The sequence below is a fragment of the Bradyrhizobium manausense genome (assembly GCF_001440035.1).
GTDB lineage: Bacteria > Pseudomonadota > Alphaproteobacteria > Rhizobiales > Xanthobacteraceae > Bradyrhizobium > Bradyrhizobium manausense.
Map to the genome: position 1 here is coordinate 1 of NZ_LJYG01000110.1, position 25,079 is coordinate 25,079.

17 protein-coding genes are annotated in these 25,079 nt (G+C 59.3%); 10 read left to right on the forward strand and 7 right to left on the reverse strand.

All coding sequences use genetic code 11. The annotated features are described in order from the left end of the window. On the reverse strand, nucleotides 1-381 hold a 381-nt coding region (locus tag AOQ71_RS34410; RefSeq protein WP_162268298.1), incomplete at its 3' end, for a transposase. Nucleotides 382-603: 222 nt separating this feature from the next. Next, entirely contained in the window at nucleotides 604-1,650 is a 1,047-nt protein-coding gene (locus AOQ71_RS34415; RefSeq protein ID WP_057756841.1) for a glycosyltransferase family 2 protein, read from the reverse strand. A 108-nt stretch (nucleotides 1,651-1,758) separates the two neighbouring features. Here AOQ71_RS34415 and AOQ71_RS34420 point away from each other — a divergent pair, with 108 nt between their 5' ends. Continuing rightward, entirely contained in the window at nucleotides 1,759-2,955 is a 1,197-nt protein-coding gene (locus tag AOQ71_RS34420; RefSeq protein WP_083514713.1) for a glycosyltransferase, read from the forward strand. Here the strand turns inward: AOQ71_RS34420 and AOQ71_RS34425 are convergent. Beyond that, nucleotides 2,944-3,942, reverse strand: a complete 999-nt coding sequence (locus AOQ71_RS34425) for a glycosyltransferase family 2 protein (RefSeq protein WP_057756846.1) — start codon at nucleotides 3,940-3,942, stop codon at nucleotides 2,944-2,946. The genes AOQ71_RS34420 and AOQ71_RS34425 overlap by 12 nt on opposite strands. A gap of 249 nt (nucleotides 3,943-4,191) precedes the next feature. Here AOQ71_RS34425 and AOQ71_RS34430 point away from each other — a divergent pair, with 249 nt between their 5' ends. The 7 genes from AOQ71_RS34430 (at nucleotide 4,192) to AOQ71_RS34460 (ending at nucleotide 18,248) form a co-directional block, all read left to right on the forward strand. Next, nucleotides 4,192-4,578: a hypothetical protein gene (locus tag AOQ71_RS34430; protein WP_157083763.1), complete on the forward strand. Its 387-nt coding sequence runs from the start codon at nucleotides 4,192-4,194 to the stop codon at nucleotides 4,576-4,578. Nucleotides 4,579-4,869: 291 nt separating this feature from the next. Beyond that, a complete protein-coding gene (galE, locus tag AOQ71_RS34435; protein ID WP_057756850.1) occupies nucleotides 4,870-5,868 on the forward strand; it encodes a UDP-glucose 4-epimerase GalE in 999 nt (332 codons plus the stop codon). Nucleotides 5,869-5,906: 38 nt separating this feature from the next. After that, nucleotides 5,907-7,025: a glycosyltransferase family 2 protein gene (locus AOQ71_RS34440; protein ID WP_083514714.1), complete on the forward strand. Its 1,119-nt coding sequence runs from the start codon at nucleotides 5,907-5,909 to the stop codon at nucleotides 7,023-7,025. Beyond that, a complete protein-coding gene (locus tag AOQ71_RS34445; protein ID WP_063958329.1) occupies nucleotides 7,022-9,952 on the forward strand; it encodes a trifunctional glycosyltransferase/class I SAM-dependent methyltransferase/polysaccharide deacetylase in 2,931 nt (976 codons plus the stop codon). Before AOQ71_RS34440 ends, AOQ71_RS34445 begins: the two co-directional genes overlap by 4 nt. Next, a complete protein-coding gene (locus tag AOQ71_RS34450) occupies nucleotides 9,949-10,944 on the forward strand; it encodes a glycosyltransferase family 2 protein (RefSeq protein WP_057756852.1) in 996 nt (331 codons plus the stop codon). Before AOQ71_RS34445 ends, AOQ71_RS34450 begins: the two co-directional genes overlap by 4 nt. Before the next feature lie 50 nt (nucleotides 10,945-10,994). Next, nucleotides 10,995-12,818, forward strand: a complete 1,824-nt coding sequence (locus tag AOQ71_RS34455; protein WP_063958330.1) for an ABC transporter ATP-binding protein — start codon at nucleotides 10,995-10,997, stop codon at nucleotides 12,816-12,818. Nucleotides 12,819-13,010: 192 nt separating this feature from the next. Then, nucleotides 13,011-18,248: an Ig-like domain-containing protein gene (locus tag AOQ71_RS34460; RefSeq protein ID WP_057756854.1), complete on the forward strand. Its 5,238-nt coding sequence runs from the start codon at nucleotides 13,011-13,013 to the stop codon at nucleotides 18,246-18,248. Here AOQ71_RS34460 and AOQ71_RS34465 read toward each other — a convergent pair. Further along, nucleotides 18,235-19,704, reverse strand: a complete 1,470-nt coding sequence (locus AOQ71_RS34465; RefSeq protein ID WP_057756856.1) for a lipopolysaccharide biosynthesis protein — start codon at nucleotides 19,702-19,704, stop codon at nucleotides 18,235-18,237. The genes AOQ71_RS34460 and AOQ71_RS34465 overlap by 14 nt on opposite strands. Nucleotides 19,705-20,119: 415 nt before the next feature. Here AOQ71_RS34465 and AOQ71_RS34470 point away from each other — a divergent pair, with 415 nt between their 5' ends. Both AOQ71_RS34470 and AOQ71_RS34475 read left to right on the forward strand, forming a co-directional pair. Then, a complete protein-coding gene (locus AOQ71_RS34470; RefSeq protein ID WP_157083764.1) occupies nucleotides 20,120-21,760 on the forward strand; it encodes a hypothetical protein in 1,641 nt (546 codons plus the stop codon). After that, nucleotides 21,750-22,208, forward strand: coding sequence for a DCC1-like thiol-disulfide oxidoreductase family protein (locus AOQ71_RS34475; protein WP_057756860.1), 459 nt, complete (start codon nucleotides 21,750-21,752; stop codon nucleotides 22,206-22,208). The genes AOQ71_RS34470 and AOQ71_RS34475 overlap by 11 nt, the downstream gene beginning before the upstream one ends. Before the next feature lie 54 nt (nucleotides 22,209-22,262). Here AOQ71_RS34475 and AOQ71_RS34480 read toward each other — a convergent pair whose 3' ends face one another. From AOQ71_RS34480 to AOQ71_RS34490, 3 genes are all read right to left on the reverse strand, one after another. After that, nucleotides 22,263-23,420 (reverse strand): glycosyltransferase family 2 protein, encoded by a 1,158-nt coding sequence (locus AOQ71_RS34480; protein WP_057756862.1) that lies wholly within the window; start codon nucleotides 23,418-23,420, stop codon nucleotides 22,263-22,265. A gap of 609 nt (nucleotides 23,421-24,029) precedes the next feature. After that, a complete protein-coding gene (locus AOQ71_RS34485; RefSeq protein ID WP_157083765.1) occupies nucleotides 24,030-24,320 on the reverse strand; it encodes a hypothetical protein in 291 nt (96 codons plus the stop codon). Nucleotides 24,321-24,626: 306 nt separating this feature from the next. Beyond that, nucleotides 24,627-25,037 (reverse strand): hypothetical protein, encoded by a 411-nt coding sequence (locus tag AOQ71_RS34490; protein ID WP_057756866.1) that lies wholly within the window; start codon nucleotides 25,035-25,037, stop codon nucleotides 24,627-24,629. Nucleotides 25,038-25,079: the final 42 nt, after the last annotated feature.

Here is a 25,079-nt window from a genome sequence, read left to right on the forward strand (position 1 = left end):
GCTCTCGGCCAGCAACAGCTCCAGCTTGTCGCCAAGCCGCTTGCGCCAGTGGCTCAGGTCCGAGCGCTCATGCGGGAACGCGTGCTGAAAGAACTCTTCACCGGTGAAGTACTGGAAATACGGGTCGTGGACCCAGCGCTCGCACACCCCCTCATCGGACAGGCCGTATATGTGCTTGAGCAGCAGCAGCCCGATCATGAAGCGGGTCGCGATGCCCGGCCGACCGTTCTCGCTGTAGAGCGGCGCGATCTCGCCGTCGATCCAGTCCCAGTCGACCTTGCCGGCGAGCTGAACCAGCTCGTGCTTCATGTTGATGATCTGGTCCAGCCTGGCTCGGAACAGATCGCCCGATCCCGTCGCTTTGGGCTTCTTCGGTCGCATCGCCACCTCCGATGCGAGGACGGAATCATGACTGGCGATTCGATGGAATCCTCAAAACGAAATTGCAGGGTTCCGATGCCCGAAGCATCAAAACCCTGCAATCCCAAAACAGGCCACAACGAATATTGCGATCCCAGCTCAATCGCTTAGCCGCTCTTCACGGACGACTGAGGAAGCGGCACGAGATTTGACGAGCCGGATTACGTTTGCGCCGTGGCCCGCTCAGGCGGGCTTGCGCCGGATGACACTTCCGAACCTGGCGAGCGGCCTCAGGAGTTCTGCCCTGTTGAAGCGGAGCATGATCAGCTGGTACGCAAGCCAGGAAGGGCTCAAGAACAACCCTGTGAACCAGACGATATGAGAGGCGGCGGCGCGCCAATGTGTGGTGGTCAGCGCAAGCCGTATCCCACGGCGCAGAAGTGAACTCGACGTGTCCGCGTCCTGCCCAACATAGCGCAGTCCCAGTTTACGGGACGCGAGGCGATAGTTGACAAAGACGATCTCGTTATCGATCGGCCGTGCCGCTTGAACGTGCATGGACTTCCTGTCGCAATGTGCCTTCAGGATGTCGAACTCTGCGATGCGGAACCCGATCTGCCTGGGAAAATCCGGAAACCGCTGCGCCCGGCCCTTTGCGTCATTTCGGCTGATATTTCTGCCATGGAGCCGATATTGCCCGAGGGTTTCCTGCACCGTGACCACGTCTCCGTAAAGAGGGGCGATCGTGTTGAGGGCGCCGTCGTATCCCACGGGCGGATTGAGCGGGATGACCTGTCGAAGAAACTCTCGGAAGTACGCATTTCCCGACATGACTGGCCAGATGTACGTTCCCGACCGGGTAAATTCTGCGTGCACATCTTCCGGCGCGTAGGATTTGGGAAACGCACAGAACGAACGCCCAAGTCGCCTGCCGGCGCCATCGATGATGTCCAGATTGAACTGAACTTTCGAAACACCTTCGCGGCAGTGCGCAGCAACGTTCTCGACCGCCGTCGGCATCAGGATGTCATCCGCATCGAGGAACAGCAGTACGTCGCCTGTCGCTGCGCGATACCCAACTTCGAATGCTGCGATGTTGCCCTGATTTGCCTGAAATATGGCTCGAATCCTGTCACCATAGCCGGCGATGATCCGGCGGGAACCGTCGATCGATCCGTCGTCGACGACGACGATCTCGTCCGCCGGACGGGTCTGATTCAACGCGCTGTCGATTGCCAATCCGACATACCGTTCGTAATTGTAGACTGTTATGACGATGCTGATCTTCAACGTCTGTCGCTCACAGATTTGCAGGTGACAAAAGAGGCTATCAATCCATGCCTTGATGGGCCAGAAGTAATTTTACAGTCCGCAAAGCATGATTGGTGAGGCAATCGCATGAAAATCGCTCTGATTGATCCGTCACTGTTTACTTGGCCATATGATCTTAAATTAGCCAAAGGATTGACTGATATTGGGCATGCAGCCAGCATTGTCGGGCGCCAGCTTGGGCAGAAGCCTTCCGTTGACGAAGACCTGTTTCTTGACCGGCATTTTTATCCGGGATTGCAGTCGCGCTTTTTCAAGAAACTTCCGCGCAACGTGCAGCTGGGGCTGAAGGGACTCAGTCACGCTGAATCAATGACACGGCTGATCAGGCGCTTCAGGAAGACGCCGCCCGATGTGATCCATTTTCAATGGGCACCCCTGGCGATCGTCGACAGCCAGTTCATTCCCAAGTTCAGGAGGGTCGCGCCAACGGTTCTGACCGTTCATGACTCGAATCCGTTCAATAACAATCCGAGCTCGCGGATACAGCGAATCGGGGCGTTCAAGATTCTGCATTGCTTCGACCATCTTATCGTTCATACGACCGTTGCACGTGATCGCCTGCTGCGCGTTGGTATTCCGGGCGAGAAGATTTCGGTTATCGCGCACGGATTGCTGACCGATCATATCGCCCGACCTGCCGACGAGTCCGCGGCCGCGGACGGCCGCGTTCAAATACTCTTGTTCGGCAAGATAAAGCCCTACAAGGGCGTCGACGTCATGCTTCGCGCGCTTGCATTGCTTCCCCGAGAGGTCAGGGCACGTTGCGTGGTGAAGATCGTGGGCTGGCCGGAAATGCCGATGGAGCCGCTGTTTGCGATGGTGAAGGATCTGCAGCTCGAAGACTATGTCGAATTCGACCTGCGGTTCATTCCGGAAGACGAAGTGAGCTCGCTGGTCGCGCGCGCTGACATCCTGGCTTTTCCGTACCGGGATATCGACGCATCCGGTGTGCTGATGCTGGCGATCGCGGCGGGACGTCCGATCGTCGCTTCGAACCTTGGAACGTTTTCGGAATGGCTGAGCGATCGGGCGGAGGGGACGCTCGTTCCTCCAGGTGATCCCGCCGCATTGTCCCGGTCGCTCGAGCGCTTGATCAGCGACCCCGACTATCGAAACGCCAAGGGTCAAGGAATGCTGGATCTGCGCGACTCCGTGCCGACGTGGACCTCGATTGCCCGCCTGACCGAGGCCGCCTATGCGAAGGCCGGCCGGCGTGTGGACGCGCCGGCCAGTGCCCAGGTTCTGCAGCGTTCAGGAAACTGAAGGGGTCATCTGCCAGGTGGTCTGGCGGATCGACAGGATGCCCCAGAAAAAGCCAAGTGCCCACGCGAAGTGCATCACGGCGGCGGCCGGCAGTGCAAGCAGCCCGCAAATTGAGCGATGTTTTACTGCAATCATCATTGCGGTCAGGGCCAGTATCGCCAGATAGGCCGCCGGCAAGGTCAACAGCAGCGGCGCAGCCGGCGACAGCACGATGGCGCCGAGCGTCAATGCAACATGAGTGGGCACCAGGAATTGACGCAGTCGCAACGATCCTGGATGCCGTCTCACCGTTCTCGATCGACCACGCCCGTAGTTGAAGTATTGCTTCGCCAGGCTCAGAAAACTCGACCGCGGTCGATATGAAAGGCGGATGTCCGAATCCAGAAAAATCCGGCCGCCGAGTGCACGCAGCCTGCAGTCAAACTCTGCATCTTCATTGTGAGTGAAGGTTTCGTCGTAACCACCGGCCGTGCGAAAGGCATCTATGGTCATCGCGGCATGATGCCCGTGATCGACAAAGCCGCTTTGCTTTCCGCCGCGATGTGCCGATCCGCCCGAACCGACCTTGGTGTCCGAGACCCAGGCGACGGCTTTCTGCAAGCAACCCTCGCCACGAGAGTCCATGGGGACCACGACCGAGTCGGCCTTGCGCTCGTCCAGAGTCTTGAGGAGGCTCGAAACATAATCCGCTGGATATTCGCAATGGGCGTCACACCGCACCAGGACCTGCGCCGCAGCACCATAGACTTGTACGGCCAGATTGATCCCGGCACTCTGCAGCCGCTGGGGATTGCGCAACAGATGGACGCCGCGAATCTCCTTGCCAAGCTGGCGAACAATGTCAGGCGTCCCATCGGTGCTGCCGCCATCTGCAACCACTATCATGCGATCTTCGTCGAGACCGTCCTGCGCCAGATTGCGGACAACGGTCTCGATATGGGAAGCCTCGTTCAAAACGGGTACGACGATCAGGACATTTCTGGACACGGTTTAGCTGCCAATTGCCATTGTTTGCTCAATCCGTTGGCAGGCGCGGGAATGGTCGTTGATGCTAGCCAAAGGACGTCCCGACGGTCCGTCAAAAGAATGGCCAACTCGTGACTGCTTCCTTTGATGCATCGGTTGCAAGTGGGTTACCGGTGGCGCCTTAAAATGGGCGATCTCTTCTGCGTGAATCGTGAATAGTGCGTGCACCGATCGCTCGAAGATCGGAAGCGAAACTGATCGGAGCAATATGTGAGAGCTGTTATTGTTGCCTTCCCTTTGTTGCTGGGGGCCTGTCATCCTGCATCGGCCGATCCGATGACGTTGGATTTTTCATGGCGCGGGGTACGCGGCTGTGTCACGCTGTTCCCAAATCCGGAGATGCGTCTGCGCAATATTCCCGCCGGTGGCACGTCGGTGACGCTCACACTTGCAGAAGGCACTCGCGAGATGGGAGGCCAGAACATTCCGGTTCCGAGCAATGGCGTCGTGCCATCGGGGACGATCCGGACATTTGGTCCTTGCAAGCCGGGTGTGTATGAATGGACCGCCCTCGTGAAATCATCGACGGGACAGGTTCTATCCGAAGCGCATCAGGCGCGTTTCTATCCCGCGGACGAGACCGCAGCGAAGCAATAGTTTCGCAACATCAATCCACGGATTGCGCCGTTTCGGTCCTTTGCAACTGCGCGTGGCAGCTTCACGCGTCTGCGCGCCGCCGTTCGATCGTACGAATGAAGCCACAATCCATCTAGATATGAATTAATGGAGTTTGGAAGGTTGGAGATTGAGAACAAGTTCATGCTTCGTGACAAGGAGTTGAGTGTTGTTGGCGCGAAGGTTGATATGGAAGCGTAACGATTTCCCCGGCCCGACAAATATCGGTAGTGTCCCAGCTCCGATCGATGCGCAACGCGCGGGCGCGGCGAGATGAAAAAGACCGTTCTGGTCACCGGCGGTGCCGGCTACGTCGGCTCGCATTGCTGCAAGGCCTTTGCGATGGCGGGTTGGAATGTCGTGACGCTCGACAATCTTTCCCGAGGCTGGCGCGATGCGGTGCGCTGGGGACCGTTGGTCGAGTGCGATATTCGCAATTCAGCCGGCGTGCGCGCAGCGCTGGACACCTACAAGCCGGACCTTGTCGCGCACTTTGCGGCACTGGCTTATGTCGGCGAATCCGTGGCTGATCCCGCCATCTATTACGACAATAACACGAGAGGAACGCTTGCCCTCCTGGAGGCAATGCGAGCGGCCGGTTGTTCGCGCGTGCTCTTTTCCAGCACGTGCGCCAGTTACGGAATTCCCCAGCACACGCCGATAGACGAAACACATCCGCAGGCGCCGATTAATCCCTATGGTTGGTCCAAGATGATCATCGAGCGCATGCTGGAGGACTTTGGCCGCGCGTACGAGATGTCGTCGGTTTCGTTGCGTTATTTCAACGCGGCGGGCTGTGATCCGGATGGAGAGATCGGCGAGCGCCACGAACCGGAAACGCATGCCATTCCGCTGGCGATCGAAGCTGTGCGCCGACCCGATCGGCCTTTCACCATTCTGGGAACGGACTTTCCGACGCCGGATGGCAGTGCAATCAGGGACTATATCCACGTCAACGACCTGGCGCAGGCGCACCTTCTCGCAGGTGACATGCTGGTGGCGCGAGGCGGTACTCATGTCTTCAATCTCGGTACAGGGGTTGGCACGAGTGTGCTCGAACTAATAAAGGCAGTGAGGCGTGTCTCCGGAAACGATCCGGTCGTCCGCCGCGGCCCACGCCGCGCGGGCGACCCGCCCACGCTCGTCGCTTCCTTTGCCAAAGCCAAGCGGGAGCTCGGTTGGAGCCCGCGGCAATCCGAGATCGACTTCATTATTGAGACTGCACTGAGGTGGAGCGATAGCAACCCGTCGGCAGATTTCGCACGAAGATGATCGATACACCATTCGCAGGAATTGGACTGGGAAGAGGCGTGGCGCACGTCTCCGTGACGTCGGCGTCCGATGTTGCGGAAACGACATTGAACGAGGGCATGACGGTGTTCTGGCGCGCCGACCAGCCGATCGGCCATGTGCTGATGCATGAAGGCCAGATAACGGACGCCAGGATCGATCATATCGACAACACCTTCCTGTCAGCCGTCGATTCCCAAGTGCGAACCTCGACGGAAATGAGGCTCTCGGCGAGCGTGGTGATCTGCACGCGAGACCGTCCGGACGAGCTGAGCAAATGCTTGTCGTCGCTGCCGCAACAGACTCATCCTCCGCGAGAAATCATTGTCGTAGACAATGCATCGCGCGATCGGCGGACCCGGGATGTCGCGTTGGCCGCGGCAGTAACCTATATTCGGGAGGACCGACCCGGCCTGGATATTGCGCGCAATGCCGGCGCGCTCCAGGCGACTGGAGATATCGTCGCCTATACGGACGACGATGTGCTGCTTCACCCGCGCTGGCTGGAGCAACTGACATGTGCGTTCGACTCTCCCGAGGTCGGTGCGGTGACTGGGCTTGTGCTTCCCGCCGAGCTCGCGACCGAGGCGCAACGGCACTTCGAGACGTATTGGGGATTTGGCAAGGGCTATCGCGAACAGGATTACGACAGCGCAGCCTTCCGATCGCATCACGGCCAGGTCCTGCCCGCGTGGGACGTCGGCGCCGGAGCGAGCATGGCGTTCCGGCGCGAGGTGTTTCAGGCCGTCGGGCTCTTTGATGAGCGCCTGGACGTCGGTCAGGCCGGCTGCTCGGGCGACTCGGAGTACTGGTATCGATTGCTCGCGGGCGGCTACACGTGTCGTTACACCCCGGCGTCAGTCGCATTCCATTTTCACCGCAGAACAATGGATGGACTGGCCAGCCAGATCTATCATTACATGCGCGGTCATGCGGCCGCACTTTTGGTGCAGTATGAGCGAACGGGGATCTCGGCGAACCGGCGTCTGGCTTACTATCACAAGCCGCGTTGGTACCTCGCTCGGCTACTCCGAAAAGCAATGGAAGGAGACAGCATTCGCGACCGCTTCCTGAAGGAGGAGGTGACCGGATATCTCGCCGGATTGCTGTTCTATCATCGCCAAAGGTTTCGCAGATGACAGCCCATCCGCGTACGTCCATCGTGATCGCCGCCCGCGACGCTGCGGGAACCATTGCTGAAACGCTTGTCAGCCTGCTCGCGCAGAGCGCCCCCTCCTGGGAGGCGCTTGTCGTGGATGACGGTTCGATCGATGCCACGGCCGAGATCGTTGCTGAATATGCGGCGCGGGATTCCCGCTTTCGGGTTCTGCAGTCTGACGGAGTAGGCGCTTCCGGTGCCCGCAACAAGGGAATTGCAAGCGCGCGCGGCGAACGAATACTGTTCCTGGACAGTGACGATTGGATTGATCGATCCTTCCTTGCGCTGATGAATGCTGCGCTGGATCGCGATCCCTCGGCGGTGGCCGCCTACTGCAACTGTTGCCGGGTTATGCCTGACGGCAGTGAAACTTCCGTTCGCTGCGATCCGGCCATCCAGGACAACGCCTTCGAGCGTTTCGCTCGGACGTGTGCCACGTTCATCCACGGCGTGCTCGTCTTGAAGAGCGCGGTTGCAAAGGTCGGTGGCTTTGAGACCAGCCTCCGCACGTGCGAAGATTGGGACCTGTGGCAACGGATCGCCCGCTGCGGCGGCAGGTGGATCCATGTCGACGAGAAATTGAGCTATTACCGGACAAGCGACCGTTCATTGACGCAAGATGTCAAACGGATGCTGGCCGACGCGCGTGTGGTCATTGCGCGCGGATTTTCGAGTGACGACCGCGTCAGCGAGCCGGCACCCGCACACCGAGCTGGAGCGTCAACTGCATACGGCAGCGTCGCGGCGGCGTACGCGTATTTCGCCCTCTGGTGTGCCGGATTTGACTGCGGCCGCAGGAATGCCAGCGATCCATCGCCGGAAACGCTCAGCGACATTCCAAAGACCGAGACAACAGCGGACTTCGTTGCCACTGTTTTGCTCGATGCCGTGATGGTCGGGGCAAGAACGGTGCCCGCCAAGCTGGCGGAACGGTGGCCGCAATACGGGAAGGGCGTAACCCACCTCATTTCAGCAATGGGGCACGCATGGAGCGACCCGGCGGCAGCGCGAAGGTGTCAATACCGCTTTGAGCGAAAAGTGCTCGATTATGACGACCTTTCGGCGCCCAGGGTCCTCACGTTGACGTTCGGCACGCGCGTTGACCTTCGCCGTATCGATACCATCAGGCCGATCGGGACTGTCGATCGATTGTATGTCTATCTCTGTGACGGGCCTCGCATCCTGACGCTGCTCGATATTGGTGCCCTCGGCACCGTCGACAACCGCTTTTGGATCGCGCTGGCCGCCCATGGCCTCGTTCATTTGCAGGTCAAAGACCAGATCGGAACGCTGATTCGGGCAAAAATCGCACTCTACAAGCGGACAGAACGACTTCAATCCTTCATGCGAGACGGCCCAGATACTCACCGGGGGCGGCTACGCGAGTTGGCCTCGCGGGCCTCACGTGAGGCGCGGTCGCGAGCCATCTCGGGCATCTCCGCTTCGAGCAGTCCCATGCGATGTGCCACAAGATCTCGAGACACCACACGCAAGAAATTTTGGGAGGGTTTCTTCGAGCAAGAGGATCCCTGGAACTACGGTTCGCCGTATGAACAGGAAAAGTATAGCCGGCAGCTCGAGCTCCTGCCGGACCAGCCGGTGGATCACGCGCTTGAGCTTGCGTGTGCGGAGGGACATTTCACACGGCAATTGGCACCCAGGGTCAAGCGCCTCAGAGCCGCCGATATCTCGACCAAGGCGCTCGATCGCGCCCGTGTCCGATGCAATGGGCATCAGAATATCGAATTCTCTCAATTGGATTTATCCGCCGATCCGCTCCCCCAGGATATCGATCTGATCGTCTGCTCCGAGGTCCTTTACTACCTTAACGACGAGGCCGAACTGGAATCGGTCGCGAAGCGACTGGTGCAGGCGCTGCGTCCTGGCGGTCACCTGGTGGCGGCCCATGCCTTTGTGCTGAAGGACAACATATCGCGAACGGGCCTCGACTGGGAGAGTCCGTATGGGGCGGAGACGATCAGGCGGATTATCCAGGGCGTGCCCGGGCTCGCCCTGGATACATCGATCGAGACGGAGCTGTACCGTATCGATCGGTTCAGGCGGTTAGTCCCGGGCGAACCCGCCCCTGACATACAGGTGAAATTCGCGACTATCGACGCGCCGGTTGAGCTCGAGGTTGCGCGGTCCATCGTGTGGGGCGGGGCCGTGGCGCGCAGGTTTGACGTCGCGCAATCCGAAAGACGAACGCACGCTCCGGTCCTGATGTATCACCGAATTGCGACAGAAGGACCAGACGAACTGGCGCGGTACCGCTTGTCTCCGGATGCGTTCGGGCAACAGATGCTGTGGCTTCGCCGCAATGGCTACCACACGATCAATTCGGATCAGCTCGCCTGGTTCGTAGCAAGCAATCATCCGTTCGAGGGCAGGCCGGTGCTGATCACGTTTGACGATGGCTACCAGGACTTTGCCGAGTATGCATGGCCGATCTTGCAGGCAAACGATTTCTCGGCAGAGGTGTTCATTGCGACCGATTTCGTGGGAAGGTGGGCTGAATGGGATGCGCCGTTTGGAGAGCCCGCTTCGCTGCTCGATGCGGCCAGGATCGCCGGGCTGGCCGCCGAGGGCGTATCCTTTGGCAGCCATTTGGCAAGCCACCCGCGCAGCGAGGAACTTGCGACCTGGACTCTCGCCGAGGAACTGACGCGATCTCGTGCACAGTTGGAGCGATGGCTTGGGCGATCGATAACGTCGCTTGCTGCGCCTTTTGGCTCTACCAATCAGCGGCTTGGAATTCTCGCAGCCGAATGCGGCTACAAGACCGTGTTCAACACGGTCAACCGGGCTGCATCACTGAAGGACAATCTGTTGGACCTGCCGCGAATTGAGGTCAGAGGCGATTTCACGCTGGACACATTCGCGCGCTGCCTGGAGCAGTATCAATGAGTAGCGGTGCGCTGCTGGTCAGTGTGGTTATTCCCGCCTTCAACGCCAGTGCAACGATCGATGAGACGCTTCGCAGCGTAAGGTCCCAGTCGCACCGGGAGCTGGAAATCATTGTCGTGGACGACGGCTCCACAGACGACACGGTCGCAGTTGTCCAGCGGCATCTGGTTCAGGATTCTCGCGTAACAATCATAGAACAGCGTAATGCAGGGGTGGCGGCCGCCCGGAATGCGGGCTGGCAGGCCGCGCGCGCGGACTTCGTCGCGTTCATTGATGCCGATGATCTCTGGACGCCTCGCAAGATTGAGCAACAGCTTCAAGCCTTGCTTAAGGCAGGAGAGCGGACTGGTCTGGTCTACAGCTGGTATGACTGGATCGATGCCGATAGCCGCGTAAGTGCCAGGTCCGATCCCGTCTTTCATGCGGGCGAGGTGCTGGACTATCTCTGTCAGGGAAATTTCATTGGCAACGGCAGCTCGGCGCTGGTTCGCCGGGAAGCCCTCATAGCTGCAAAGGGTTTCGAGAGCGGACTCAGGGCGTCGGGAGCAGAAGGCTGCGAAGATCTGCTGTTCTATTGCCGTGTCGCGGAGGCGTACCACTTCGCGGTCGTGCCCGAGTACCAGATCGGCTACCGCTATCTTCCGAACAACATGTCAAGCAACATGCCCCGGATGTTCCGGTCGTGGATCCTGGTCGCCGATGAGATCATGGCGCGGCACCCAGAGCGCACGGCGCTCCTCGACCTGGGCTTCAGAAACTATGCGCGTTGGCTGCTTCGGAGAGCTCTGACGGGCGGTCACTTGTGGTACTTCATCTCAATCCTTGGACAGCTTTTCAGACGGAATCCCTTGCTCGCGCTCAGGGTCGCCGTGCACGATGTGCCACGGGATACCGTGCTGGAAGTCCGGTGGAAATGGCGTCATCAGCGTCGCAAGGTGGTCCGACCACCGGCTTCGTTATTTGCCATAGGCGATCCGAGTCAATTGCAATGACAGAGCACGCGAACAACACACGAAGTCCGAGACCTGCTCGCCGCGCTGCATTGGTCGAACTGTTCAAGCTGCTCAAGCTTGCTCCACTGCCCGGCTGGGTGACGCCCGCGCTGATTGTCCTTGGCCTGGCGACATCGTTGGCGGAGACGGTCGGGATTACTCTCGTGCTCCTGTTCTTCTATTTCGCCATGGGTCAGGTGGAGCTTGCAACGTCGACCAGCGGCCTGCTGGGCGAAGCGCTTCGATATGCGGCGAACTGGTTTCACAGCTCGACCGAAACTGCTGTCGTGCTGCTCCTTCTCATCATTGCTCGCGGTGCTCTTTCCTTTATCAACACATTGATCAGTGCGCGTGTCGGAGAGAAGATCAATGAAGTCGCGCGCAACCGCGTTCATCTGCAGTATCTGTCAACTTCGTATTCGTTCTTCCAACGCCATGACGAAGCCTATCTCATGGAGGTGTTGGGAACCGAGACATGGGTGATCTCCGGGGCATATGCCAGTCTTACCCGCATTGTCGTGAGTTCGTGTTCGGTTTTTCTCTTCGCGTCCTTTTTGTTGGCGCTCTCGATCAAGGTAACGGTCATCGCCCTCGTCGCCTCGATGATCATATCGGCGGGATTGCGCCATCTTTCGTTGCCAATGCAGCAGTTGGGCGCCGGCGTAAAGCTGGTTCATCAAAAGCTGGGTGAGCATATGCTGATGACACTCCAGGGCATGCGCACGATCCGCGCGTATGGCCAGGAGGAGAGTCACCAAAAGCGCTTCGAGCAGGCGTCGGCGCAGGCCCGACAGGTCGCGCTGCGTCTTGCGCGCCTATCCGCCCTGGTCTCGCCTCTGACGGAGGTGGGGTATCTTTTCGTGCTGTTTCTCGTAATCGCGTTCGCTGATCTATGGGGAATCGGTTTTGCGACGAGCCTGACCGCGGTCGCGTTGCTCTATCGATTGCAGCCGCATATGCGAGATCTCGAAGGGAACTTGCTGTATATGGCGCAGATCGAGCCGCAGCTTCGGTCCATCAGACACATGCTGTCGGCAGATGACAAGGAGTACCCGAACGCCGGGCACGTGGCCGTGGCTAAGCTGGAGAACGGCATCTCATTTCGCAACGTGACGTTCCGCTATGATGCCGGTACCGAGCCCGCTCTTTTGGATGCTTCGTTTGACATTCCTGCGGGCAAGACCACTGCGCTCATTGGAGCCAGTGGGGCGGGCAAGACCACGATCGTAAATCTATTGTTGCGGCTCTATTCGGCCAACGAGGGTGTCATACGGGTTGATGGGCGATCCATCGAAGACGTTCGTCGAACCGATTGGCTCGGCATGCTCGCGATTGCGGGGCAGGATGTGGACCTGGTCGAAGGCACGGTGATCGAGAACGTTCGGATGGCCAAGAACGACGCCTCCGAGGAAGAGGTTCGGCAGGCGCTGCGGGTCGCGGGCATTTCAGAGGTCGTCGAGGCCTTGCCGGACAAATACGACACCTGGATCGGACAGCACGGCCTGCGCTTCTCAGGCGGTCAGCGGCAGCGCCTTGGTCTTGCCCGAGCGATCGTGCGCAATCCGAAGTTCCTCATCCTGGACGAAGCGATGAGCGCGCTCGATCTGACGCTCGAGGACAGCATTCGACGCGCGATCCAGCTACAATTCAAGAACCGAACTTTGTTGCTGATAACACATCGCCTGGATTCAGTGCGCGATGCGGACCACGCGGTGTGCATTGAAAACGGCCGGGTTCTCGCTGAGGGTCCTCCGGCGAAAGTCCTGGCGAGTCAAGGAGCGTGCGTAATGGGCACTTCGCAAGATGAAGTGCCCTATATCGGAACACGGTTCCCTAACCGGAACCTGCGTGTTCGGCACTCGCCCGGTGAATGACGGGTACTGCCTTGAGCGTGCTTGTTGCAGATCAGCGCCGACCTCACATGAGCCCGTAGCACTACGGTGTCTCCGCAGAAATCTCTAGCCGTCAGCTGATTCTCGCGTCATGCGTCAAATTGCGTCGAATCGATAAGGCTCTTTTGAACGCGTGCATAGTTGTGTGCACGTAAAAGGAGCACGCAATCCATCATGACCACTATCAATGGAAGCGCCGGTACTGACGTTCTGTTTGGCGGTGCCGGAAATGATGTTCTGACCGGAGGCGCAGGCAGCGATACTTTCGTTGTCTCGAAGGGATACGGCTCCGATACCGTCACTGATTTTCAGGCGGGCTTGGGCGGCGATGTGTTGCGATTGCAAAACTACGGCTTTGCGACGTTCGCCAGTATCCTGGCAGCGGCCACCCAAGTGGGTTCCGATACGGTCGTCACGCTGTCTTCGACTGAAACCCTGACGCTGCAGAACGTCGCGCTTTCGACCTTGGTTCCAAGCAATGTCGCGCTGGACAATCCGCTGCCAGCGAGCGGAACGGCATGGAACTGGGCGGGTACCGTCGCTGCGGGCGGTACGCTGACGACCGGTGCGACAAATGACGGCATGGAGGCCGGCGGCACGGGCGCCACGCTGATCGGCGGAGCAGGGGACGACACCTACTATGTCTATGACCACAACACCAAGGTTGTCGAGCAGGCCGGAGAGGGTATCGATACGATCCGTGTCTGGAACATCAATGGATACAGCCTCGTCAATGCGCCGAACGTCGAGAATCTTGTCCTGACAGATAGTGTTCCGTCGCCCGCCACCGGCAATGATCTCAACAACATCATTGTCGGCAATGCCGGCGACAACATGATTGACGGCGGGCGCGGCAACGATGTGCTGACCGGTGGGGCCGGTCGCGACACCTTTGTCGTGAAAGCGGGCAACGGCAACGACATTGTCACCGACTTTCAGGCGGGTGCGGGCGGGGACATCCTGCAGCTCAACAACACCGGCTTCAAGACGTTCGCCGACGTCACGGCGGCCATGAAGCAGGTGGGCACCGACCTTGTCCTGACGATCGCTAGCGGCGAAACGATAACGCTTGAAAACACCAGCCTCCAGAATCTCACGGCCGCCAATATAAACATCGTCAGTCCCCTGACCGGACTGGTCCAGACCTTCAACGACGACTTCAACACGCTCTCCGCGGGTCAGGATCCGAGCCTGACCTGGCGCACGAGCTATGCCTGGAGCGGAGCCGCAGGGTACGGGCTGGCCGGCGAACAGGAGGTGTATGTCGATCCCAGCTTTTCCGGGCTGCCGGCCACTCAGGCATCAACGTCGCTCGGGCTCAATCCGTTCTCGATTCAGGACGGTCACCTCGTCATCACGGCGCAAGCGTTGCCTGCGAGCGCAACGCCTTATACGGGCAGTGCCATATTTTCGTCGGGCATGATCTCGACCCAGAACAGCTTTACTCAGACCTACGGCTATTTCGAGATGACGGCCACGCTGCCCAGCACGAGCGGAGCGTGGCCGGCGTTCTGGATGCTGCCCAGCACGGCCAATAACCTCAACACTGAGATCGATGTGCTCGAAGCCTTTGGCCAGGATCCTGACCAGGCGCATTGGGCCATTCACTCGCCCTACGCGCCGGCGACGAATGGGGGCTGGGCAAATACAGCCAACCTGACCACTGGAGAACACACGTTCGCGCTCAAATGGACGCCTTACGAATTGACATTCCTCGTCGACGGGAACGAGGTCGCGCGGCAGGCCACGCCCGCCGACATGAATACGGCGATGTACATGATCGCCAATCTGGCGATGGGCGGGAGCTGGCCGGGCAATGCCGCTCCAGGATCGACGGCGACGATGACCATCGATTCGATCAAAGCCTATCAATTGCCGGAGTACACGCTTGCGAACTACACTCTGCTCACGAGTGGCACGCCGACCAACACGATCGCGGGAAGCGCGGCTGCGGACACGCTGAGCGGCACGTCCGGCAATGACCTGATCGGTGGTGCAGGAGGCGCCGATGTCATGACCGGCGGTGCCGGCGACGACACTTATGTCGTCACCGATTCCGGTGCGAAGGTTATCGAAGCCTATGGCGGAGGCATCGACACGGTAAACGCCTCGGTGACGTATACGCTTTCGAGCTACGTCGAGAATCTGACCCTCACCGGTTCCGCAGCCATCAACGCCACCGGCAATATTCAGTCCAACATCATCATCGGCAATGCCGCGGCAAACGTGATCACCGGCGGGCTCGGCAATGATATCCTGACCGGCGGCGGCGGTGCGGATAGCTTCGTAATCAACTCCGGCGACGGTTCGGACATCATCACCGACTTTTCGCCGGGATCAGGCGCCGGACACGATGTCGTCCAGCTCAACGGCTTTGCCTTCACCTCATTCGCCGACGTTCAAGCGGCGATGAGCCAAATCGGAAGCGACGTATATCTGAAGCTGACGAGCCAGGATACCCTGGTGTTCCGCAACACGACGGTCTCGGCATTCACCAGCGACGATTTCCAATTGCCGGCAACGCTCCCGGTCGGCGGCACGATCACGTCTTGGATCAGCGGGAAGGCGAGCAGCCGCATGGTGTACGGTACCGCGGCGAACGACAAGCTCTCGGCGGTCAATATCGATGACACGCTCGTCGGGGGGAACGGCGACGATACCTACGTCATCGGTAGTGCGAACCAGAAAATCGTCGAAAATCCCGGCGGCGGTGTTGACAGCGTGGAGGCGTGGACGTCGTACACGTTGTCGGCAAACGTCGAAAACCTGACGTTGATGATGGGCGGGCTCGCGGGCGTCGGCAACCAAACGGCAAACCGTATGGTCGGCTCGAGCGGTGACGATTTCCTGGATGGCGCAGGCGGGAATGACTGGCTCTTCGGAGGAGCCGGAAACGATACGTTCATCTACAATGTAGCCAGCGGCAACGATACGGTCGCCGATTTCCACGTGTTCACGAGCGCGACTGCCGAACATGACAAGCTGATTCTGAAAGGCTACGATAGCGGCGCCTACTTGACCCATGTGAACGATGTGTGGACCGTTCACTACGCGGGTGGAGCGGACACGCTGCGCATCGCGGGCGTGACCAGCTTGACGTCGGCCGACTATTCATTCGTTTCCGCGACGAATTCGCCGATGACGATGACATCTATCGCCGTGCCGACGATCTCGGCTGTCAACGACAGCGGCTCGATCGTGTCGGGCCTCATCAATACAAATCATCTGGTCCTCACGGGTCGCGCGCAGGCAGGTGTAACCGTCAAGGTTTTCGACGGGACAACTCAGATCGGCACGGCGATCGCCGACGGCAACGGTAGCTGGAGCATGGCGACTGCAATGCTGGCCGAAGGCGGCCACACCTTTGCCGCCGCAGCGATGGACGGTGTCGGCAATCTCACCGCGCTCTCAGCCGGGGTGAATGTCACCATCGATACGATCGCCCCGAACGTGCCCAAGCTCGCGTCGTTCTCGCCCGACAGCAACGTCGCCGGCGATGGCGTCACCAATGTCAACCACGTGAATTTGACTGGAACCGCGGACGCCGGGAGCACGGTGCAGGTCTTCGACGGCGCGACGATGATCGGAACGGCGACCGCCGATACCAACGGAACCTGGTCCTTTGCCACCGCAACGTTGGCGGACGGTAATCACACCTTTACCGGCAAGACCGCGGACACCGCCGGCAACGTCAGCGCTTCCTCCGGTGCGCTGAACGTCACGGTCGATACGCGTGCCCCGTTTGCACCCATCCTGACCTCGGGCGCACCTGGAGCTTCAAGCGCGATAATCGTGTCCGGCACGGCAGAAGCCGGAAGCACTGTCCGGCTGTACGAAGGCTCGATCTTGGTCGGCACGGGCGTCGCGGCGACGAGTGGGGCCTGGAGCGTCACCACCGGATCGCTCACGGCAGGGCAACACAGCTTCACCGCGACCGCCACCGACATCGCCGGCAATTTGAGCCAGCTTTCCAATGCTTTCAGTTCCGCCGTGGGTACGGTGATCGAAGCGACCGGCACGACATCGCTTATCAAGTCGGGAAGCAACTTCTACCTTTCGACGACCGGCTCATCGGTGATCCTGAAGAATGGCGGAACGGCGGTTGTCGCGGGGCAGCTTGGCGCATGGGTGCCAGTGGCTGCGGAAGCGTCGTCGAACGGCTATCTCGTCGCGTGGAAGATCCCTTCGACCGGCCAGTTCGCGGTCTGGAGCACCGACAGCAACGGCAATTTCGTATCCAGCTATCTGAACAAGGTGTCCGGCACCGACCCGGCTCTTGTGTCGAGCGAGACCCTCTTTCACCAGGATCTCAACGGTGATGGCGTGATTGGTCTTCCATCAACGCACCAGCAGGTTTCAGGCACGACAATCGAGGCGTCCGGCTCAACCAGCCTGGTTCTGGTCGGCTCGAATTACTTGCTCGACGGGATGGCCAGCGGCGCGGGGCCGGCCTTGAAGTACGGTGGCGTAGCGGTTGTGTCGGGACAGTTCGGCGCTTGGACGCCGGTGGGCGTTGAGCAAACGACCAGCGGCTATGATGTCGCCTGGAAGATTCCGGCCACCGGCGAACTCTGTGTGTGGACCACGGACGGCAATGGCAACTATCTATCGAACCTCCTGAACAAGGTGTCCCCGACCGACCCTGCTCTTAAAGCGGTCGAGACGACGTTTTATCAGGACCTCAATGGCGATGGTGTAATCAATACGTCATCGACCATCCTCAAGATCTCCGGAAATGTCGTATTGAATCTGGGCAATATGTCACAGGCCGCGACGGTCGACCCCGGCGCCACGCTCGAATTGTCCGGCGCCGCTTCCGGGTCGATCACCTTCAAGGCGTCGACCGGCAATCTGGTGTTGGACCACGCGTCGCAATTTACGGGAACGCTCATCGGTCTAACGGGTGACGGCACCGCGTCAAATTCCAACCATATCGACCTGAAGGACATCGCCTACGGAGCGGGAACGACGGCGTCCTTTTCCGGCGATACGGCCGGTGGCGTGTTGACCGTGGTCGACGCTCAAAATCACACGGCACATATCTCGCTTGCTGGCGACTACACCAACTCGACCTTCAATCTCTCGAGCGACGGATCCGGGGGCACACTGGTCATCGATCCTCCGAAGGCTAGCTTTGATTTTTCGGCGGTTGCGCCGTCGCAGCCTCCTGCTACCGCACCGGCCGTCGGCACCGCGCGCCTGGGAGGCGAGGGGTTCGTGTTCGAGCAGTCCGCCACTGCCAACCCATATGGCTTAGTTAACGAGGCGTTTCATGAAACGGCCAAGGTAGGGCTCCTCGCGGCCAACACTTATCCAGATGTTGTCTCGAGCCTTCATCAGGTCGACGCCGTTCACGCGGTAGCCCCGATTGACGTCCATCTGGCGGAGTTGCATGACTTCATTCTTCGCTGATGGTCTTTGTCTTTCGAACAACGTTGCGCAACGCGCGTTTCGCAAGTTCCCGTTTCCGCGTGAAGGGGATCATGGCGAGGAGATATGATGCATAGGCAAGCGCCAGCAGCGTAACCAGCCCAGCGAAAGAGTTTCCATCCAGCAATGAGATGTTCGAAATCCTTGTGACGGCCGCCGCAACGCCACAACCGATCCAATGCGGGACGGTCGTCTTGACCAGGCTCGTTGTCGTCACCGGGCCATGACGACCGATAGATATCGCGCAAAGCGGCAGCACGACGGTGCAGTTCACCAGCGTATACGCTGCGGCGATTCCAAGCGCACCCCAGGGAAGACCGACGAGGAATGAGGTCACGTTGATCAAGGCGGTCCAAACGCCAAGCCTGAAGTACTCCTGGCTACGGCCTTGACTGAGGAACAGCCAAGCTGCCGTCGCGGTCGCGACCTGGACCAAGCCGGCAACGCCGAGCCAGGAAAAAATCGGGGCTGCGCCCACCCAATGCTCGCCAAGGAGAACTCTGAAGAGCGGCTCCGAGAGTAGGATGGCAAACACGATGCCCGGCTGACATATGAGCATCACCATGGAAAGGGCATCATTGTAGGTACTGAGATATCTCTCCTTATCGAAACGAAGCCGCGACAGCAGCGGGACGATCACCTGGCCGATCGGGTTGTGCAGTTGGACGATCGGCAGCAGCAGCAGCTTATAGGCTCGATCGTACAGGCCAAGTTCGTCGCTGCCTCGAAATTTGCCGATGAGAATGTTGTCCGCATTTCTCGAAAGATAGTTGACGAGGTTGAACCCTGACACGTGCAGCCCAAATCGCGCCATGTGGCGCGTCTCGCTGTCCAGACTGGGATATCCGGGGCGATAGCCGGAATAGGCCCAGATCCCGATTGTCGAAAAGAGGGTAAGAACGAACGTGGACAGGTAAAGTGCCCAATAGTTTCTCAAGATGATTACAGCGACGATCCCTGCGACAACGGAAGCGGTTGTCGCGACGACATCCAGGATTGCTAGGGCCTTAAATCGGGATTCTCTGGCAAGGAGAGCCGCCGGAACGGTCGGAAGGCCAGCTATGAAACTTAGGCCGGCAATTGCGATCATGAGCTGCTGAAGCGTCGTATCGCCATAAAACAGCGCAACCGGATGCGCGCTCAACGCCAGAACGAGAGCAGATGCCGCGGAAGCGAGTACCGACAGCCAGAACAGCGCATCGATTTGGCCCTTGGCGATTTCCGTGCGTTGAATGATGGCCTGTCCAACGCCGACATCCTTGATGAGCCCGAGGAACGTTGCGGCCGTCGCAGACATAGCCAGCAGGCCGAAGTCGGACGGGGCAAGATTTCGCGTAGAGAATATCGTCAGGACAAAACCGGCCGAGAGTTTCCAGGCTTGGGACCCGCCCGTTATGAGCATGTTGGTTACGGCCCGTGACTTGCTGTCCTTGTCCAACGGCTCACCCCCGCGATCTCAAACACCTGTTGCGCGGTCTCGCGCCTGCCAGCAAATGCCGCGGGAAATCCAGCGCGCTGCGCGATGGCGGTTCCGATCGTCTCCGGCTTTTAGCTTGGCCTTGACACGAACGGAAGACGTGATCGGGCGATGTGGGATCGGCCTGGGCGAGCCTGCTCGGAACTGATCTCAAGCGATGGCTGGACGTCACCAGCGTCAATGCAGACACTTGTGGTCACATCAATGCCCGCAGTTTGTCATATTTCGATTCACAGTGCTGAGGTTCCCGTGAGATGATTTTGTGAGCACTCACACCAGGAGAAGGGCAAGCTGCGCGTGCGATATTTGCAGGCCGCTAGTCATTCTATAATGTTCGGTTGATCTCGATGGCGAAGCTCCGGAGGTCCGAGACGGGATGACGTTGTACACTGTTGCATCACGGCAAGGAGCGCGGTCTGGCGTCGCGTCGCTTGCGGGACCTCTCTTCCTCCTTACAGTAGCCGTCATTCTGTCTGCGATTTCGCGGCGGGCCGTCACGCATCTCGCGCGCTGGTCTGACATTTACGCTCTGGTGCTGGTTTGCTCGGCATTTGCCGGCGCGCTCGCCTTCAGCTCCGTTCGCTACCGTGATTTCTCGCCGCCACTGCGGATCACCGCCTTCGCGATCGGAATGACGATCTTCGTGCAGTTGCTGTTCGATTCATTGGGGCCCTTCGCAGGGCCTCCCAACATCCTGTTCGGGGCGGGCGACAAGATTATGTTCTTCCGCTACGGTGCGGTGGTTGCGGTTGTGGCAGGAATAGCCGCGATTCTACGCCCTTCATTTCTGGTGCCGCTGTTCTACTTCTATCATGCATGGCGCGAAATGGTGAGCGTCGTGTCCGGCATCTTCGTGACGGAGACCGATTATCTCGGTATGCTCGACGTCGGTAACTTCGCCGTGCTTGGCGTGCTCGGCACGATCGTTCTCACCAGCGCCTGGGTGATGGATCGCGTGCCGAGGCTGCGAACTCTGTTCGCTTCCGCAGATGACGTGAAGCAGCTTCGCGATCGCGCCTATGGCTTGATTTGGGCGTGCGCGGTCGGGGCGCATCTCGGCAGCTATTTCTGGTCGGGAATCGCAAAGCTGCAGGCTGGTGGCGAGAAGCCGTGGACCTGGCTGTTCGCAAACCCCACGCAAACCTCCATCCTGATGGGCCTCGAACGCGGCGACGCCCCGCTCGGCCTGTGGCCGGGCGCGTTGCAGACCATCTGGGACGCGATCGCGAGCAACCAGCTGATCTTCAACGTCTTCGTGCTGGGTGCCCAGCTCCTGTCGCCCCTGGCTGCGATCTCGACGCGCGCGCTGTCGTTCTTCTGCCTGCTGTTCGACGTCTTCCACATCGGCGTGTACTTCACGCTCGGGGCTCTTTTCTTCTTCTGGATTGCGCTCAACCTGTTCATCGTGGCCGCGGCACGCACGCTGCCGCGTGATGGGTTCACCCCGGCGATGAAAGTTGTGATGGTCGTGACCGTCATCTGTGGCCGGTTCTTCTTCTACACCAATCACCTGGGATGGCTGGACGGGCCGAAGCTGGCAAGCCCGCGGCTTTTCGTCGAGACCCGCGATGGTCGCCAGGTCCTCGCGCCTTCCACCTATTTCGGCATCTACTCGTACATGATCGGGACCGGAACCATGTACATCCCTGAGAATCATTTCCGGGCTCGCGTTGGCGGCAACAACCACGATCTTGCGACTTGGCACGACGCGACCACCTGCGGCCCGGAGATCCTTCCGCGTCAAGACACAGGCGTATCCATGGAGGCCGTGGAAAAATTGGTCCGCGAGACGGATCGCTTTTTTCGTGTCTACCCCTGGGTGAAGGACAACAACAGCTTTTATGCCTATCCGCACCACATGCTGTCCAATCCATGGCTGTATGGCGAATTCAACGAGCTGACCATGGACGATATCGTCGCCTATCACTATGTGGTGGACTCAGTATGTCTCGGCCTGGCGGAGGGCAAGCTTGTGCGCGACGTTCGGAATCGAACGGACTATCGAATTGACCCATAGTGATGACGAGATCTGGGTGGTCTATGACGGCGAATGCCCGTTATGCAGCCGCTATGTTCTGCTGTACCAGTTGCGGGAGCGTGGGCAGCGCATTCACCTGATCGACGCGCGTTCGGAGCATCCGATCGTCGGCGATATCCGCGCCCGCAACCTCGATCTCAACGAAGGCATGGTGGTTCGCTGGCGTGGGCGGCACTACCATGGGGCCGATGCAATGCATCTGCTGGCAACGCTTGCCGCGGAGATGACTGTCTTCAATCGCCTTAATCGGCTGGTGTTCTCTCGGCCACGCCTGGCAAGGGCACTTTATCCGGCACTGGTGCGTGGAAGGAAGCTTCTCCTTCGGCTTCTCGGCCGCAAGCTGATCGATGAGATCAATGCTCCGGAACAGCGGATACCGGTCGGTCCTTCCGACGAAAACATCAAGCACAACGAGGGGATCCGATGACGATTGGAGGAAGGCTCCAGCGCGCCTCCTGTGTACAAGAAGCGGTGGGGCAGGTTATCGCGTCGCGGCCTCATAGGCCGGAGAGAGACGCATCAGGCCGCAACGGACAAGGTCGTCGGATGATTGGTAGATCAGGCTTTTCGGATAGATGAGTTCGAATGACCGATTTTGATCGAGTCGCTCCGCGTAGCGCTGATACTCGACCGATCCGAGATAGTAATTCCCTTCACGGACCGCGATTGCGACCTTATCGGTGAAGTCGTGGAGAAATTTGAAATGGAGCAGGGCGCCTGTGACATCGCCTGGCTTGCCTGGTGGGGTCATCAGGTGACCGGCGGCGATATAGCGACGGCTGGGCAACCAGCGCGCGAGCGGCACTTTAGTGAGCAGCGGTGGCTGCCAGCGCGTGATGTTAACTGCAGGCAGCAGCCGCGCCAGCCCGTATGGCTCAAGCAACTGTACGAGTGCGTCATAAAGGGCGATCATCGGCGGCATCGGTTCGTCATAAAACAGCCTCGCTCGCGCACCGCCCACCAGGTAGTTGGCCGGAAAGCCGCGCCGACGGCGCTTCACATAGGTATCTGAATCGAAGTAGGGGCAGAACGTGACGAGGCTCTCACCGGCTTGGTAGCGCTCCGGGCCTCCGAGCCAGCGTGGATACATGTCGACCATCTCCGCGGTCATGCAATCGGCGCCGGTGCTCTCCAGATATCGGCACAGCCATCGAAGATCAAAATTTTCGCAACCGGGATAGACAAAGAGTTCGTCGGCGTCGAGCGTCAGCGCCCACCGCCCTGGCGCGAATTGGTCGAGCACGGCGCTGGTCCAACGCGCGCCACCACTTGATTCTGCAAAGGACTCCCGGATCTCGAACACGTGAACGTCCGGCTGATCGAGCAGGAATGCTCGCGTGCCGTCATCCGAACGGTCATCGATCGCGAGGAAACGTCGGACCCCAAGCCGGCGATGATGGCGCAGGAATTCGGGTAATCGCAGCATTTCGTTGCGGAGCTTGCCGACAGCCACGATCTCATCGGCGCCGAAGTCGAGGGGCCGGGTATCAATCCGGTGAATGACCGGATCGGGACGCTGCTTGGCCCGTGGTCGCGCTGGCGTCAAAAATGCGACAGCCGCTTGACCCCTTACGATCAACTTTTGTAACGCGTTCTGCGCGCCGTTGCCGCCCGCGGCTGTTCTCGCCAGCAATTCCATTTTTAATTTCCAGCCAACCGATCATATCAGCATTGTCTACATAAAGACGGCGAATATAGGTGCTATGGAGAGTCAGTTGTCTCAGCGGGTTGATCCAGCATCATAAACCCGCGGCAAGGCGCAAATGTGCGCTTCTTCTTTGCAATCGAGGAATATCGGCCGGCGGCTTCGCATCGGTTCCGAATAAATTGCATTGCCATTTATTCCCAAACGTCCTGGGCATACTGTGTCGCGTCAGCTTGTCGCGGATTCGCCTCGTCTAAAAGCATTGCCTCGACTTGGTGCAACACAGCCATTCCGCTGAAGTTTCAACGAGCCGAAATCAAAATCAAAGAAGAAAGCCTGCGCCACGCATTCACACGCGTATTCAGTTGGGTGTAGCAGATATTGTCGTTGAGCAGATTGGAAGCTGCAGGCCAACAGCTTCAGCCGAGCACCACGCGCGCAGGGGGATCATGCCGCGTAAACGACGCGTTCACAACACACCGGCAGGAATGCGGCCCCGCGGGATGGTCTGCATGAACTAAGCAGGTGCGGCGCTTCTACGGGAGGTTGTCACAGTGTACGGGCCTGCGACAACATTTTCGGTGGCCGCTCAGGATAGGTGTCTTAGGCTGCGATTTGCGATTCAGGCATCTGCGGTGATGCCTCCGACTGCACCTGGTCCAGCACCGAGAGGTTCGCGATGAGCAGATAGGTCAGCAGGCTCGCGCAATAGACGACTTGCAAGACCACCGCGCTAGCGACGAACGCGACCGCGCCCGTCGCGAAACCCTGCTCGAGGCCCAAATACCATGCTGCAGCCAGGATTAGCATCGTTGCGGGAATAAGGGCATATGCGCGAAGAAAACGCCCCAGAAGAACACCCGCCACGGCGCTTGCGATCATCAGCACAACCAAATCTGCCCTCCTGCTCTCCGGACGCCTGACGGGCCGTATTGTAGCCACAGAACCGCTAAAAACATACCATTTTTACGCGGCCCCGGCCAGTCTTTACCTGCCTGTGCTGCGGGCGGGCGGTTCCGTCGTAAAACGTGCTCTGTCATCGACCCGGTGCCCTGGAGTTCCAGCGGGATCCCGGAGCTCTCCTGCCGACAACCTGGTGCTTCTCGGTTCCAGGGGCTTACTTCCCACCCCGTCTCGGCAACACGCCGACACGTAAATGCGGCAAGATGCTTGTGACCAGACGCGTCGGAGAAAAGGGCCCTAACCGCCCTGTTTTTTGCGCAGCAGGAGTCCGACCAGTTCTTCGAGGCTCTGCTCAATGTCCACGGACTGCAAGGATCCGGTGTCGGGCTTGGAGGAATGCGGCTCGATCAAACGCAAGCTTGCGCCGGCAGGCCCGGATTTCACTGGCTTCGGCTCCGCAATCGATACGGGTCTAAACGACTCAAGCATGTCATAGTTCGCCTGCTCAGTTATTGCGGGTTGAGGTGTGGCGTATCGCGCCATGGTGCTTTCATCGGAAGATGGCCGCCCGGTTCTGAGCGCAGGCGAAACGTAGGGCTGCAAGTTCAAGTACTCGGCGTGGCGCTTACGAGAGATCAGCTCACGCGTGCCGTAGCCGGTCGCGAAGCCAATCGCGAGCAGAACAGATATGATGAGGAGCCCAGCCATCAAACTACCCGCGCCCACGCATAATTCTGCCTCAGAGCTAAC

Excerpts from the sequence above, each read along its gene's own strand:
- AOQ71_RS34420 (WP_083514713.1), top strand. The coding sequence starts at position 1,759 with ATGAAAATCGCTCTGATTGATCCGTCACTGTTTACTTGGCCATATGAT.
- galE (WP_057756850.1), top strand. The coding sequence starts at position 4,870 with ATGAAAAAGACCGTTCTGGTCACCGGCGGTGCCGGCTACGTCGGCTCG.
- AOQ71_RS34445 (WP_063958329.1), top strand. The coding sequence starts at position 7,022 with ATGACAGCCCATCCGCGTACGTCCATCGTGATCGCCGCCCGCGACGCT.
- AOQ71_RS34450 (WP_057756852.1), top strand. The coding sequence starts at position 9,949 with ATGAGTAGCGGTGCGCTGCTGGTCAGTGTGGTTATTCCCGCCTTCAAC.
- AOQ71_RS34460 (WP_057756854.1), top strand. The coding sequence starts at position 13,011 with ATGACCACTATCAATGGAAGCGCCGGTACTGACGTTCTGTTTGGCGGT.
- AOQ71_RS34470 (WP_157083764.1), top strand. The coding sequence starts at position 20,120 with ATGACGTTGTACACTGTTGCATCACGGCAAGGAGCGCGGTCTGGCGTC.
- AOQ71_RS34480 (WP_057756862.1), bottom strand. The coding sequence starts at position 23,420 with ATGGAATTGCTGGCGAGAACAGCCGCGGGCGGCAACGGCGCGCAGAAC.
- AOQ71_RS34490 (WP_057756866.1), bottom strand. The coding sequence starts at position 25,037 with ATGGCTGGGCTCCTCATCATATCTGTTCTGCTCGCGATTGGCTTCGCG.